10 protein-coding genes are annotated in these 14,600 nt (G+C 52.3%); 6 read left to right on the forward strand and 4 right to left on the reverse strand.

Annotated elements, in window-relative coordinates:
- Positions 1 to 19 precede the first annotated feature (19 nt).
- Together PsAD26_RS10460 and PsAD26_RS10465 are read right to left on the reverse strand one after the other, a co-directional pair.
- Positions 20 to 733: a sulfite exporter TauE/SafE family protein gene (locus tag PsAD26_RS10460; protein WP_193758279.1), complete on the reverse strand. Its 714-nt coding sequence runs from the start codon at positions 731 to 733 to the stop codon at positions 20 to 22.
- A 127-nt stretch (positions 734 to 860) separates the two neighbouring features.
- Positions 861 to 1,112, reverse strand: coding sequence for a hypothetical protein (locus PsAD26_RS10465; RefSeq protein ID WP_063292918.1), 252 nt, complete (start codon positions 1,110 to 1,112; stop codon positions 861 to 863).
- 230 nt (positions 1,113 to 1,342) lie between these two features.
- On the opposite strand from PsAD26_RS10465, the gene dsrO reads away from it, so the two are divergent.
- The 5 genes from dsrO to PsAD26_RS10495 all read left to right on the forward strand — a co-directional run bounded on the left by dsrO (position 1,343) and on the right by PsAD26_RS10495 (position 11,508).
- Entirely contained in the window at positions 1,343 to 2,062 is a 720-nt protein-coding gene (gene dsrO, locus PsAD26_RS10470; protein WP_063310339.1) for a sulfate reduction electron transfer complex DsrMKJOP subunit DsrO, read from the forward strand.
- A 3-nt stretch (positions 2,063 to 2,065) separates the two neighbouring features.
- Positions 2,066 to 3,049, forward strand: coding sequence for an NrfD/PsrC family molybdoenzyme membrane anchor subunit (nrfD, locus tag PsAD26_RS10475; RefSeq protein WP_063310340.1), 984 nt, complete (start codon positions 2,066 to 2,068; stop codon positions 3,047 to 3,049).
- A 12-nt stretch (positions 3,050 to 3,061) separates the two neighbouring features.
- Positions 3,062 to 6,142 carry a molybdopterin-dependent oxidoreductase gene (locus PsAD26_RS10480; RefSeq protein WP_063310341.1) on the forward strand — a complete coding sequence of 1,027 codons (3,081 nt, stop codon included), beginning with the start codon at positions 3,062 to 3,064 and terminating at the stop codon, positions 6,140 to 6,142.
- 453 nt (positions 6,143 to 6,595) lie between these two features.
- Positions 6,596 to 7,693, forward strand: coding sequence for a DUF1217 domain-containing protein (locus PsAD26_RS10490; RefSeq protein ID WP_063310343.1), 1,098 nt, complete (start codon positions 6,596 to 6,598; stop codon positions 7,691 to 7,693).
- A 422-nt stretch (positions 7,694 to 8,115) separates the two neighbouring features.
- Positions 8,116 to 11,508, forward strand: coding sequence for a hypothetical protein (locus PsAD26_RS10495; RefSeq protein WP_063310344.1), 3,393 nt, complete (start codon positions 8,116 to 8,118; stop codon positions 11,506 to 11,508).
- Positions 11,509 to 11,538: 30 nt separating this feature from the next.
- Here the strand turns inward: PsAD26_RS10495 and PsAD26_RS10500 are convergent, their stop codons facing one another.
- A complete protein-coding gene (locus tag PsAD26_RS10500; RefSeq protein ID WP_063310345.1) occupies positions 11,539 to 12,630 on the reverse strand; it encodes a glycosyltransferase family 2 protein in 1,092 nt (363 codons plus the stop codon).
- 262 nt (positions 12,631 to 12,892) lie between these two features.
- Between PsAD26_RS10500 and PsAD26_RS10505 the strand changes: the two genes are divergently transcribed.
- Complete coding sequence (locus tag PsAD26_RS10505) at positions 12,893 to 14,107, forward strand: serine hydrolase (protein ID WP_063310346.1); 1,215 nt, start codon at positions 12,893 to 12,895, stop codon at positions 14,105 to 14,107.
- Here PsAD26_RS10505 and PsAD26_RS10510 read toward each other — a convergent pair.
- Entirely contained in the window at positions 14,102 to 14,485 is a 384-nt protein-coding gene (locus PsAD26_RS10510) for a VOC family protein (protein WP_063310347.1), read from the reverse strand. The genes PsAD26_RS10505 and PsAD26_RS10510 overlap by 6 nt on opposite strands.
- Between the last annotated feature and the right edge of the window lie 115 nt (positions 14,486 to 14,600).

Here is a 14,600-nt window from a genome sequence, read left to right on the forward strand (position 1 = left end):
AGGGTGCGACCTGCAATATTCAAGGCAAAATCATGGAGATGCCGGAGCCTGCCAGAACCAGATCAATCATCCTATCATGATGCTTTGAGCTGAGCTTGTTCAGGATCGCTTTGGCTGCATAGGTGCCAAGGGTGATCGACCCGCCTACCAGTGCCCCGCCAATGAGGATGTCCGTGCTCATGACATTGAGATAGCTGAAGGCCGCGGCCTTGGAGCCGAACACGAACAGGGAGGCCGCCGCTTCTGTTGCGATCAACGCGCTTTTGAGGAGGCCGAAAGAGGAAAACACGGCAAGGCTCAGTGGGCCGGAAGAGGCGACCAGTCCGGTGATGAACCCGATGAGCGTTCCGCCAAACACAAGGTGGATTGGCTTGGAGCCGATGTTTTTGGAGCGCAGCAGATAGCGCACAGGAATGAGCACCAGAAAGAACAGGCCAAGGATGGTGCTGCCAACGGATTCCGGTATGGCAATCAACAGGTTCGCACCCAGAGCAGCCATGGGAATGCTCGGCAGCGCGTAAAAGAACACCGCGCGCCAGTTGATCTCACTCCACCACACAATCACGCGCCCGCAATTGGCGATGAGTGCGGCAATCGCCATGATGGGAATGGCCGCTTTGGTGCCAAACACAGCCACCAGAATAGGCAGCAGGATGATGGATGACCCCGTGCCAACAATGCCGGACAATACCCCGGCAAGCATGCCAGAAACGGCAATAATCAATATGCTCAAATGAGGAACCCTTGGAGAAAAGAACATTCTGAAAAATCTTCTGATCTGTATAAGAGTGACTGCCTCATGATGCAATTTGCTTGAAGAGAAGCTGCATTAAAAAATACAGCTTCGCTCCTCTAAACGGTTAAACAGAGTTTAGGCGGACAGGGTTGGGCGAGAGCGGAGAGACGCGCGCCTGATAGGTGGAATGAACTGGCACAGTAAAACGACCAGAAATCGGGCGGTCACCAGCTCCCGGTGCGGATCGCACCAACGGTATTGAGGCAATTGATGTTTCGCGATCGATGTCTCTCCAAACACCAGCGACCTGATGTTGAGGTTGCCAGACGCCTGATGGCACGGCCTGCCAGGCGGCGGTAAGATTGATAGCGGGCATGTTTGTTTTCCTTTATTCACCACGATCATTTGTTTGTGCAGCATGCTTATGACTGCTCTCCTATGGACGAATGAGACGCGCATCTGTGATGACTAAGGGCTTGGTCTCTGGTGTTGCCCCACCCATCTAGGGGAACTCCCCTAAGCCCGCAGATAACCTCCCCAATATTTTTGTTGCTGGCCTCCCGGTAGCTTGGGAACAACCCAAACCGTGACACTCCGGGGGGAGACATGAATTCAAGACGTGAGTTCCTCAAACTGGCCATGGCAGGCTCAACAGCTGCAGTGGCGACGCATGCATCTGCAAGCGCACAGGCAAAGCCCAAGCGCTGGGGCATGCTGGTGGATCTGCGCAAATGCATCGGCTGTCAGGCCTGCACCGTGGCGTGCACCATTGAAAACGACGTGCCCGCAGGCCAGCACCGCACCGCTGTGCCAGTGTACGAGCTGAATGGACCAAATGGCCCCAGTCAGGCCGTGCTGCCGCGCTTGTGTAACCACTGCGATGAGCCACCGTGCATTCCGGTGTGTCCAGTCAACGCCACCTTCAAAACCGATGAGGGTGCTGTGGTGGTGGATGCTGAGCAATGCGTGGCCTGTGGCTACTGTGTGCAGGCCTGCCCTTATGAAGCGCGCTTCATCAACCACAAAACCGGCGTTGCGGATAAGTGCACGTTTTGTGTGCATCGCACCTCTGTTGGCTTGCTGCCTGCTTGCGTTGAAACCTGCGTTGGCAATGCCCGCGTGTTTGGCGACCTCAACGATCCGGAAAGCGAAATCCGCAAGCTGATGGCGCAGCATGAAACCAAGGGCCTGCGCCCGGAATTCAAGACAGGACCAAACGTCTATTACATCGGGCTGGATGACAGGCTCGCCTCAACAGTTGCGGTTGGTGGCGGTGCGCGTGATCTGCGCCAAGGTCTTGAAACGCCTGCACATGGGGAGGTGTGAGTTATGCCTGCTGTCGATCTGATGTCTTTTGACCATGAAGTCGTTTGGCGGCCTTGGGCGGTCGCTTACTTCCTGCTGGTGGGAACAGGGGCAGGCGCTGCCTTGCTGCTGGCCTATGCTCGTCTTGTGCGCATTGCAGAAGCCAAAGGCGCACTAATTGTCGCCGCCAGTTTTGCGCTTGCCTCTGGTTTACCACTGCTGGCCGACCTGCACCAGCCTGCACGTTTTATGCACTTCTACCTCGGCTCAGCACCTGGCTCCATCATGTGGTGGGGCAGCTGGTTCCTGCCGCTGTTTATTGTCTCCACACTTCTGTTGGCGTTCATGACAGGTCGTCGTGGCAACGCGCCCATGTGCGGTGGCGAGCGCATGCTGACCATGATTGTCGGCGCTTTGGCCCTCTGCATTTTAGGGTACACCGCTGGTGAAATGAGCGTGGTTGCTGCACGCCCTGTGTGGAACACGCTTGGCTTCCCTGTTGTGCTCATTTTGACAGCGTTGATGAGCGGTGCTGGTGCCACCATGATCATTGACAGCCTGAATGGCGAAAAGGGTGAAGGCCGTTACATGCTGGTGGTCACAGGTGCAGCCACTCTGGTCGTGTTTGGCCTTTGGATGCTGACCGACACCAACCTCTCAACTCTGGCAGCAGACTATGCACCTGTTGGCTTGTTCGGTGGGTTCATCATTGCGGGTGTCGTCGTGCCGGTTGTTCTGGCCGTGAGTGCAAAGGCCTCTTTGGTGCTGCGCGGTGTGAGTGGAGCACTAGCTGTATTTGGTGCATTGGCCTTCCGCTGGTCCACCTTCAACGGCGCGCAGCTCATGTCCAAAACCGAGACTGCATTTTACGGCCATGAGGCCGCCCTGTCTCAGGATGCTCTGCGCACGCTTGCCGGGTCTGCTGGCCTGCTGATCCTCAGTCTTATCTTCGTGACGCTTCTCATCAACCTTCTGGCCGTGCGTGCCAGCAAGCAAACTCAAGCCTAAGGAGAGCCAGTTATGACTATTTCTCGCCGTGGGGTTCTTCAAGGTGCAACCGCTCTTGGCGCAGCTGGCGCTGCCTTCTGGGGCTTTGCTGAAACGGGCAAAAATTTCTACCAAGGTGTAATGGGTACCGCGCAAGCCAGAGGCATTGCAGGGGGCGCTTTACCGCCAGAGTATAAGGTTGATCCAGCAACAGGAGAGGTGATCCTCAATCCAGATCAGCGGGTCGGCTACACAATGTGCATGGGCTGTACCAGTGTTTGCGGTATCCGCGTGCGGGTGGACAAAGCCTCTGGCGACATTCTGCGCGCAACCGGCAACCCCTACAGCCCACTCTCAACCAATCCGCATATTCCATATGACACGCCCATCAAAGACGCGATCACCGGCCTGTCTGCCTATGGTGAGCAAGGCCTCGCCGGACGCTCCACCGCTTGCGGTCGCGGCAATGCAGCCATTGCCAAGCAAAACAGCAAGGAACGCATTCTCAAGCCGATGAAGCGCGTGGGCGAACGCGGCAGCGGTCAGTGGAAGGAAATTTCCTGGGACCAGCTGATTGAGGAGACCGTTGAGGGCGGCGACCTGTTTGGTGAAGGCCCTGTAGAAGGTCTACGTGCCATCCGCGATCTAAAGACACCGCTTGATCCGGAAAATCCAGAATACGGCCCAAAAGCCAACCAGCTTGTGGTGATCCCGGTCTTCAAAAACGGTCGCCTGATGATGGCAGCCCGCTTTGCTAAAATGGCTTACGGCACCCGCAACTTTGTGGGGCACCGCTCCTACTGCGGCCTGTCCATGCGGGCTGGCTATGCGGCCATGTTGGACAACCTGAAGAAACAGCCACACCTGAAGCCGGACTATCGCCATGCCAAGTACATGCTGTTCATCGGCACGGCCCCCGGCAATGCAGGCAACCCCTACAAGCTGCAAGGCACGCTGATGGGTGCTGCCCGTGGACGTGATGGGGTTAAATATGCGGTGGTGGATCCTGTTCTCACCAACTCCCAAAACCATGCGTTTGGCAAGGACAACACATGGGTTCCTATCAGGCCGGGCACCGATGGGGCGCTGGTGATGGGCATGATCCGCTGGATCATGGAAAACGAACGATATGACGCCAAGTTCCTGGCTCAACCGTCCGGCGCAGCAGCTCAGACGGCAGGGGAGGCCAGTTGGTCCAATGCAACGCATCTGGTCATTGATGATCCAGAGCATCCAAAAGGCGGCTCATTCCTGCGGCAAGGAATGGTAACAGCTGACCTGGAAGAAGATGCTCAAAAAGCACCTATGTGCCTTGATGCGCAAACCGGAGAGCTTTCTCCTGCAAAGGGCCGCCCTGCCACACTGTTCCACCAGGGAACCGTGAGACTTCTGGATGGTTCTACTGTGCCTGTAGCCACCAGCCTGAGCTTGCTGCGCCGGGAGGCACTGCGCAAAACGCTTGCTGAATACTCTGCAGATTGTGGTGTACCGGAAGAACGCATCATCTCTCTGGCGCGCGATTTCACCAGCGTTGGCAAACAAGCGGCGGCAGACTGCCACGGCGGCACTATGCATGCAGCAGGCTTTTACACCGCCTACGCCATCGTCATGCTCAACGCACTGGTTGGCAACCTCAACGCCAAAGGCGGCACCACAGCTGGTGGCGGTCGCTTCAAGGATGTGCAGAAAGGCCCACGCTATAACCTGCTTGCCTTCCCCGGCAAGGTGAAGGTGAAAGGAGTGGATGCAGGCCGCGGTGGCTTCGCCTATGAGAAAACCAGCGAGTTCAAGCGGCTGGTTGCGGATGGCAAGAACCCGTATCCGGCACAGGCGCCTTGGCATTCTTTCACCCAGCCCATGGGTGCGCAATGGCTCACTTCCGTGCTGGAAGGCTATCCTTATAAAGCCAAAGCCGTGATCACATGGTCCTCCAACCCGGTCTACGGTGTTGCAGGCATGGAGAACGACGTCAAAGAGAAGATCAAAGACACCAAACGCTTGCCGCTGTTCATCGCTATTGATCCATTTATCAACGAGACCTCTCGTTTCGCCGATTACATCGTGCCGGACCGTGTGTTCTACGAAGCATGGGGCTGGGCGTCTGCATGGGGCGGTGTGCCCACCAAGGTCTCCACGGCCCGCTGGCCGGTGGTGGATTGCCAGACCGGCAAAACACTGGATGGACGCCACATGGACATGGACAACTTCTTCATCGATGTAGCCAAACGCATGGACCTGCCGGGCTTTGGTGACAAAGCCATCCCGGATGCAGACGGCAACCTGCACCCGCTGCACCGCTCTGAGGATTTCTGGATGCGTGCCGGTGCCAACGTGGCGTTTGACGGAGGAGCTGTTCCGGAAAGTGATGACGCCGACATGACGATCACCGGTGTGGATCGTATCCGCGCGGACTTGGAAAGCACGTTAAAGCCAGATGAATGGCGCCGTGTTGCGTATGTTTACAACAGAGGTGGCCGCTATGAGGATGCGGCGAAAACCTACAAGGGAGAGACCTTCGCACGTTCCTACAAAAAAGGTACTCAGGTCTGGAACGAGACTGTTGGCACCGCGCGCAACTCCATGACGGGTGAGAAATTTGTTGGCTGCCCAACATGGCAGGCCCCAAGCTTTGCCGACGGAACTCAAGTGGACAAAGCCTTCCCGCCGGATCTGTGGCCGTTCCGCGTTGTCAGCACCAAATCCCAGCTGCGCTCTTCCAGCACCGGAGGCAATCCGTATCTGGATGATCTCAAACTCTCCAACGCCATCGCTATAAACACGGTGGATGCGGACCTGCTTTCCATCAAAACCGGAGACTGGATCACCGTCATCTCCCCAAGCAACCGCATCAGCGGGCAAGCTTTGGTTCGCCAAGGCATTGCACGGGGCGCCATCGGTATTGAGCACGGCTACGGTCACCACGAGCTGGGCGCGCGCACCCATAAGATCGGAAAAGTCATTTTGGAAGGCCATTCTGAGCGGGGCCTCGGCACCAACAGCAATGATCTGGGCTACACCGACCCAACCAGCAAACGCCCGGCCCTGCTCGCCGACCCCGTCGTCGGCAGCATCGCCCGCCAGGCTCTCCCCGCGCGTATAGAAAAAGTGAGCTAACCAAACACCGGATAACACCTCCGATTTTCGGAAAAAGAATACGCCAACAAAAACATCAGGCACTGCCCCCCAGCGGTGCCTGACCACAACAAACTGCCAAAACCAAACACCCCACCAACCCGGCATGAGGCACATCTCGGGCAGAAAAACTCCCACGACCCTCGCCAAAAGTGGCGGGGGGCTTTTTGTGAGGGAAGGGGTGCGGGGTTAGGTGAGGCGATTCTCCAGCAATTGCTTAAACACCTCAAGACGCTCCAGAAAACCAGTTTAAAGGCTGGATACCGGGCAGAACCGAACTTTACATGGTGCGAGATTTTTGCCTGAAGTTCAATCATTACAATGGCTTAAATAAACCAGTCCGTAGAAAAGATCGGCGCCAAAGTTCATCAGGTTCAGACAAGACAACCGAGTCAAACTACCCCAAACTGTTTTTATGTAATCGGGTTCAATTCAATGGATACTAACCTTCGTTTCTCAATGCTCAATCGGGACTTGCCTGGTGCAAAGGATCGAACAGCTAAGGATCCAATAATTGCCCGTGAAGTTCAGTATTATGAAGAAAACTTCAGCAAGGTTGAGACAGTTGATGATCTGCTCAACGACTATCGGCTTTATACTTTTGTGTTGAAAACAATGGGCTTGGAGGACATGTCCTATGCAAAGGGCATGGTTCGGAAAGCTCTAGTTGAAGGCACAGAGGATCCCGGTGCGCTCGCTAATACTCTAAAAGATAGGCGCTTCCGAGATCTAGCAGAAGCGTTCCCGTTTAACAAAGATGGTACGATCAAAGGAAAATTTGATTGGGACAGCAAAGCTTTGGATCGGAGAATGGCGCTCTGGTCCAACACTCCGGGGCAAGAGATTGATGACGTTGATCGATTGGCTAAATATTATCAGCTAAAAATGCCAAGGGATGTACTTTTCTCCACACAGATTCTGGCTGATCCCGCTTTGTATGAAATTATAACGGTCGCGTTTGATGTCCCAGAAGATATCATTAATGGCCCGAAGAGTGAGCGAATTGATTGGTTTGATGAAAACATCGATATTGAGGAGTTGAAGAAACCAGCAGAGCTGAAGGATACAATCGCAAAATATCGAGATAATCTTGAAGTGCGCGAGGCGGAAAGAGCTAAAGGTATTGTTGAACAATACATCCAAGTTAGTTTCGAAGAAGAAGAAGGTGAGCAAAATGATGGTGTCAGGCTTGCTCTCAACTTCCAAAGAACAGGTGGTAATATCAGAAGTGCCTACGAGATTCTTGGATCGCCCGCATTGTATCAGGTTGTTCGGACTGTATTAGGTATGTCTGAGTCCATGGTTGGCACAGACATTGACAACCAAGCCGCGGTAATTAATGAGAAATTTGACATTAAGAAGTTTCAGGATCCAGAGGAAGTTGAAAAGTTCGTCAAAAAGTTTGTGATCTTATACGATGCTCAAACTGGAACGGGTGGGGCACCGACAGTGCAGCTGTTTGCTGGCAATCCTATAGCTGGGATCTCTGAAAGTGCGCTGACGGCCGTTAATGCTCTGAAATTCGGTGGTTAGGTTCAGTTTGATTTTGATAGTGGGAGTACCTTCTCCCGTTTGACTGATGCCAAAAATCACAAATTCAATTAGTTTTGGATACCAAAATACCAGCGAACGCATACAGCGACGCTGGTATTTTTCTTAAGTAATTCCCTGCTTTTTCCGGGGATCTCTTCGACAAACTCTTGCAGACTTTCTTGATGTGGCCTGGGAGTAATGTGCTTTGAGCAGGAATGGTCTCACTTGGGAGGCTCGGTGCAAATGTAATGCATCCTACTCGAGCGATCTGCACCGCTGTATGTTCAGCAGAATATCCTCAATTTCCGCGACATCTCCTTTTTAATAAACATTCGCTCGATAGAGGGAGATTAGTGAAACATTATCTCATGGCGTAGGTGATATCCCGCACTTAGGTATTTTAGTGCGCCAAGAGGTCCGTTATGGCTGGTTCCGATATCCCTTCCGGTTCGAATGAAACTGCTGGTACTCAAAAACAGTCCAGTCAGGTTGATGCATGGGCGAATGCCATGCTTAAAGTCTGCAGTATTGATCCTTCCGAGGCCGATACTGACTCCTCCTACGGAGATGAAGTGCCAGAGGCACTTGAGGTGTCGCTTGATACGGCTGAAGGCGTTCAGATTGCGGTGGCACAGGCTTATGTTGAGTTCGGAAGTCTTACGGAAAAAGCCCATCTGATCATCGACAAGGAACAGCTCAAGATATTCGAGAATTTTGAGCAGAAAACCGATGACTATCTGAATGAAGCAGAACTTGCGGCTGTTGGTGAAGACATTGATGCTGCAAATGATTGCCTCGACAACGCAAAGCTTAGCTTAAAGGGCATGCGTGATGCTCTTGATCGTGGTGTTTCAACTGCGCTCAGGCTGGATGGCTATGTGCAGCAAGTCTCTGATTTGCTTAAAGAAGCCGGTACCTATTATAAACAGCGTAATAAGATCCCCTATGAAGAACAGCTCTCTGACCTGTTGAGCTATCAGACCATGGTGGAGACGCTGGGGCAGGAAGCCAAGCTACTCATCTCTGAAAACCGTATTGCGGATGCCAAGACAGCTATCGAACAGATGAAGGCTGCTATCGGCAACATGCCTAAGTGTTTTGAAGAGCCTAAAAACGCCAAAACTGCGAAGAAAGCCACTGCGGATGAGGTGGAGTTCGGGCTGGTTTCAAAGGGTGCGCATGCAATGGAGGACGTTGAGTTCCTCGATGATGTGTTTGGTGAAGAGATCGCCCTTGCAGAACGTCAGGATGCGATTTTCGCCCTGCACCAGAAGCTCGAAGAAGACCACAAACAAGACAAGACAGGTTGGTCCAAAAAGTCTGTGAGTGAGTTTGAAGACGCCTATCAGATTGCAAAGAATGCAGCAGATGGCGGTCACAAAATGGCGACGGATCTTTGGCTTGATTCAGATGTCAAAAAAGCCTTGCCCAAGATTGATAGTTTGATTGAGACTAGCCGAACCATGCACATGCGCATGAAGAAAATCAGTCTGACCGCGCAAGGGCATAATGATGCTGAAACAGACGAAATTATCTCCGCTGAGAAGGAAACAGCAGGTGATGTGCTTGAGAACCGTCTGGCACGGTTGAGGGGAGATCTGGAAAGTCTGAAGACTGCCATCAACACAAGCAATGCAAATTGGCGCCCGATTTGTCAGGACGTCAATGGCAAGGACTTCGAAGAAGTCTATCAGGGTGCTCTGTCATCCCAAGAAGATGGAATGGCTTGTTCTCAAGAGACTAGAGAAGATAAAGAGGCGCATTGCGAGCAACTTCAGCAGTATGTTTCCTCTGCCAAGTTTGCGTTGGTGCAGATGCAGCAGCTTTTTACCAAGGTACAGGAGATCCGCAAAAACGATATTTCTGGCATTAACATCAAAGCGAAAGAAGCGACCGCGAAACTGCAGGACTTGGTGAAGCGTCGGCCTGAGATTGAGGCTTGGAGCGTTGACCTTGGAGCCTTTGATAAGGCCCGTGCGCTCGCCGCCAAAGCCCTTGAAGCGCTCAATGTGGCTATGGCTGATAACAGTACGGCCGTGAGCGTTGGCGCGTTGAACGCGTTCAATAGCAAGATTGCCGATATGCAGGAAGCCTTTGATTTTGCGGCAGCTGAAATTGAACGTGTCGGTGCGGACACGAAGTTCCGCCTCAAGAATGTGAAAAGTGTTTTTGCCAGTATTGCAGCTCGCAAAGAAGAGCTGAAGAAGAAGCCCAAGGAATTTGCCGAGTTTTATAAAGCAAACAATGAGGCCTTTACGCTGATCACGCAGGACCAGGTTGTTCTGTCCAATCGTGATAAGAAGGGTGCTGACAATCTGCTTGCAGGTGTTGAAGTTGCGCTTGGCAAAATGCGCGCATTGCTTGGCATGCCGGATGCGGGTGAAGGCGGCGTGCAAAATGATGCCTCAGGCCGCAGAGAAGAACTGCTGCAGGCCGTGCGCGACAGATTTGCCCAGTTGAAGCAGGTTGAAAAATGGGCCAGAGAAAACCCTGACGTCGAAGGCCACTACACAGATTTTGCTAATACCCATGCGGATGCTCAAGCACAGTCTGACACATTCAACGTAGGTCTCATCGAGCTTGGCAATATGAACCCGAAAGTGGTCGAAAATGCCTTGCGCGCCATCGATCAGGATTTGGATGCTATGGACAATATCTTCCAGGCTGCCAGAGAGCAGATGGAGCAGCTGAAAGGTGTTGATGCAATTGAGGGTGAACTCAACGCGAAGTCTGACCTTCTGGAGCGTATCAGAGCCTATAATCCTCGCATCACCAAGTATGAAGATAATACTGGCCTGTTCCAGGATCTGGGTGAAAAGGAATTCTACAAAGGCACAATCACGAACCTGAAAGAGTGTCTCCTGACGGCCTCTGATTTCTACTATCAGGATGAAGATGCTAAGGGTGAAGCAGAGTTGGAGAAGGTTGAGGTCTATTTCGACGGCCTTGATGAGTGCCTCAAACAAGCAGCTGTGACCCGAAAAGAGGTTGAAGGATTTGAGCATATTCTCGATATGGCAAGCCAGTCACTGGCTGACCTGAATGCCAAAGAAGAAAACCTGAAAACCCGACCACAGCGCAACGCGTTTGTTGTGAACAGCGCTGATGTGAAAAAGCTTATGGCGGATGTTTCCAAACACATCGGCCAGCAGGATATCAAGCCAATTCGTGAGATTATTCCAGCACTTGAAGCTGCAGTGCAGAAGATGGAAGAGGCATTCCCAAAATCCAGAAGCGAGAAATTGAAAGCCGCTTTGGGGAAGAAGAAAAAGGGAACCTTCGAAGACGAACTGGCTGCTATGCAACAACGACAGGCAGCTGCGGAAGCTGAGAGAGCTGCTGAAGAAGAGCGTCAGGCACATTCCGATGAGCACTTGAGTGAGGAAGAAAAACTAGCCAAGGCCAATAAAAAGGCAATCTGGGACATGGAGCAGATTGTCTACAAGGCCTGTGAGATTATGGTTGGCTTGGATAGCAAGTTTGAGCCTGCACAAAAGGATCTGACCCAAAAAGAAAAAGCAGCCCGTAGTTCAAGAGAGAAGCAGAAGCTGGCGAAAGAAAGAGCTCCGCTGACGCAGTATTATAACAATAGAGAGGCCTTTAAGGCCCTGATCGTGGACATCGGAGCGTTGCATCGAGAGTTGAAAATTGAGGAAGCCTGGAAGCTTATTCCGAAGATCAAAGCAGCTGCTTTGAAGATGGAAGATGAGTATCCAAAAACACGGTCTGAAAAAGCAAAAGCCGCACTCAGTAAAAAGAAGAAGAAAGACGCCTTCGGCGATGATGTGGAACCTAAGGGCGGCAAGAAGAAATAGCCTGGCAGACAGCGAAGAGGCATAGCTAGGCTATGCTTCTTCTTCCAGTCGCTTCCTCAATGCATATTTGACGAATTTGTTGGGTTTGGAGAGCAGGGACTTGAGGTGCCTGCTCTTTGAGATTTCGTGTTGGAGTTTGTAGAGAATCTCTGCGCTCTCGGTGTCTTCAATCCGCATGGCCTGATCAAACAGAAGCCCGAAGGCATGGCCCAGGGCTTTTTTGTTGAACTTTTCCTTGTTGTTGAGCAGGAAGGCTTTGACCTGATCGATATCCATGGAGTTCAATGGCTTACGATCCACGAAGGCCTTTTTGTTGCAGTAATAGTCTTGCCGTACGGAGATGAGGCGCTCGCGAACAAGGCGTTCATCTATGGCTTCCAGATCAAATTCATCTGCCATCTGATCCACCGGGTCACGATGCCCGGCGCGGCGTTGCTGCACGCTGATCTCTGCAAGGCGTGTGATGTAAAAATGCTTCCAGAATCTGTTGGTCAGATCACGCTTGTCCGGAAAACCGCGATAGGCAACAAGCCGCTCTGGCAGGTTGGCAAAGGAGTATCTGTCCTGTGCCCTTAACCAGAGGTCATAGTCCTGACAGATACTGAAGATCTCGCGATAGCCTCCAAGCTCCACAAGCGCACGGCGACGCATCATCATGGATGGGTGCACGAAGGTGTTTTGGCCGCGATCCAATTGCGCTTTGATCTCGAAATCATCCTCGGGGAACTCAAAGGATCCTGTGACTTTATCATGGTCGTTGATGTGGTCGGCAAAGGTGCCAAGGAATGAGATGTCGGGGTTTTCTTTCAAAAACTCAATCTGCTTGGCAAACCGCTCTGGTCTACACAGATCGTCGCCATCCATACGGGCGATGTACACTCCACTGGCCTGCGTGATGCCAAAATTAAGAGCGCCAGCCATTCCGAAATGAGGGGAGTGCAGCAGCTTGAACCGGTCATCGACAGTGGCAATGTCTGCGCACACGTCCTCTGATCCATCAGAGGAGTGGTCATTGATCATCAGCACTTCGAAATGAGGGAAGCTCTGGTACTTTAGGCTCTGCAATGCGGGCAGCAGATATTTGCCGCAATTGTGAACCGGAAGAACGACACTGATCTCCACAATACCAACCTCTTGGAGTGCTCGGGAATCTGCGAAAGGGCATGCGGGCCAAACCTAACAGCTTCCGAGCCCGGTTTATTCTGGCAGATCTGCTTGGTTATAGAGCGAGGTATGATTTGTTCTGAGGCGACTAAGTATCCGCCTCTCAGGTTGCCCAACTGTGGCTTTTTGCTAAAGAAAGAAGACAGGCTTTGCCAATCTCATGCGCTCTCTTTAAGAGAAGAGGGACGATTCCCAGCTGGCTGACCTGAGGCGATTTGAAATGCGCACCCTGAAAGAGATGTTTCTTGATCCAATCCTGAGCCTAAAGGATGCGTTGGAGAACCTCTCTCCCGCCAAGCGGATCACGCCGGAGATGATTGCGCTGCGCAACACGTCTGATATGGACCTGCTGTTTCTACTCTGGAATGACAACGGGGACGACCTGTCCATGTTCTCAACCGGCTTCCTTTCTCTGGTTGGAGAGCATGGGCTGAAACGGTCTTTGGAGGATGCACTTGCCGCTTACGGAGCAGCGCAAGAAATCAGTAAAGAAACGCGAAAAAACGCATTTCTCGTCAAAACAACGCACTTTAAGATCGTTGTCCTGTTGGAGCGGGAAAGATCCGGCAAAATCAAAGGCTTATTTATTAAGCCCGCGCTGTATCAGGTAGAAAACGTTGATGAGTGCCTGTCTCTGATGCAAGAGATCACAGGAACGTCCAGCCTTCTCATTCGCAAAGATGGTGTAGAATTTTTCAGCAAAAATGCAGATCAGCCCTTGGCGATTGGCCCAGCTTACAAGCTGTTTGTGATGCAGGAACTGGTGCGCCGTGTGAAAGGCGGTGAGCTGAAGTGGAACCAGAAGATTCGACTGGAAAAAGACTTGGAATCCCATCCGGTTAGCAGTCTTTACGCCAAAATGAGCGGTGGATTGGTGACCCTGCAGGTGGTTGCACAGCATATGATGGCGGCCTCTGACAATTCCGCTGCTGATGTTGTTCTCAACCTCATCGGCACTAAGGCACTGGAAACACGCGAAGAACGGACGCCGTTCCTGACATCTCGCCAGTTCTATCAACTCAAGGCGGATCGTGCTCTTGCTGATAAATACGGTCAGGCGGATGTTGCTAAGCGGCGGAAAATTCTGGAGAAAATTGAGGAACGCCCTCTGCCGGCGATTGAGGATGTGGCAGACCCATACCTCACCGGAGTGGAATGGTATGCAAGCGCAGAAGAACTTTGTGATGTGATTGGCGAAATTGCAGATGACAAGGCGATGCAATTCAATCCTGGCCTTGCGGAAAAGACGGATTGGCAACGCGTTGCATTCAAGGCTGGCAGCGAGATCGGTGTTCTGAATTTTACTTATGATCTCAAAGGTTTGAATGGAACACACTGGCAAGTCGCGCTGACGTGGAACCACGATGATATTCTGCCGGAAGGCAAGCTGCTTGGCCTTACCAACGCACTGCTTCAGGAGCTGAAAAAGCTATAGCTTGTGCTGCACCATGTCTTCGGGCTGCATCAGTTCAACGCGGTTGCCGAAGGGGTCATGGGTGGTTCTTCTCAGGAAGCCAATGAAGGTCGGGTCCTCTGAAACCTCATAGCCCGCATCCCGCAGGTGCTGTGTGAGTTTGATGATATCATCCACCACGAAAGCCGGATGCCCCACCTTGTTGGCGACGAACGGGTCTTGCACGGTCAGGTGCAAATTGACAGAACCCACGGAAAACCAACCACCTGACCGGTGCCGTATGCTCTCAGGTCGCTCAACCTCTTCAAAGCCCAGCAAGTCTACATAAAACTCACGCGCGAGCTTATCCCCGTCAGGGGCGATTGGAAGGTTGAAGTGCTGCAAACTGAGAATGGTCATCTGCGGGGACTCCTGTGCCGAGGTGAGCTTGCTTGAGTAACTCACCCTCTAACACACACAGGATATCGTGAGGTTTTCGAAAACTCGAAGATTTTCTGTTTATTTATCAATGTCT

The sequence above is a fragment of the Pseudovibrio sp. Ad26 genome, from assembly GCF_001623285.1.
Lineage (GTDB): Bacteria > Pseudomonadota > Alphaproteobacteria > Rhizobiales > Stappiaceae > Pseudovibrio > Pseudovibrio ascidiaceicola.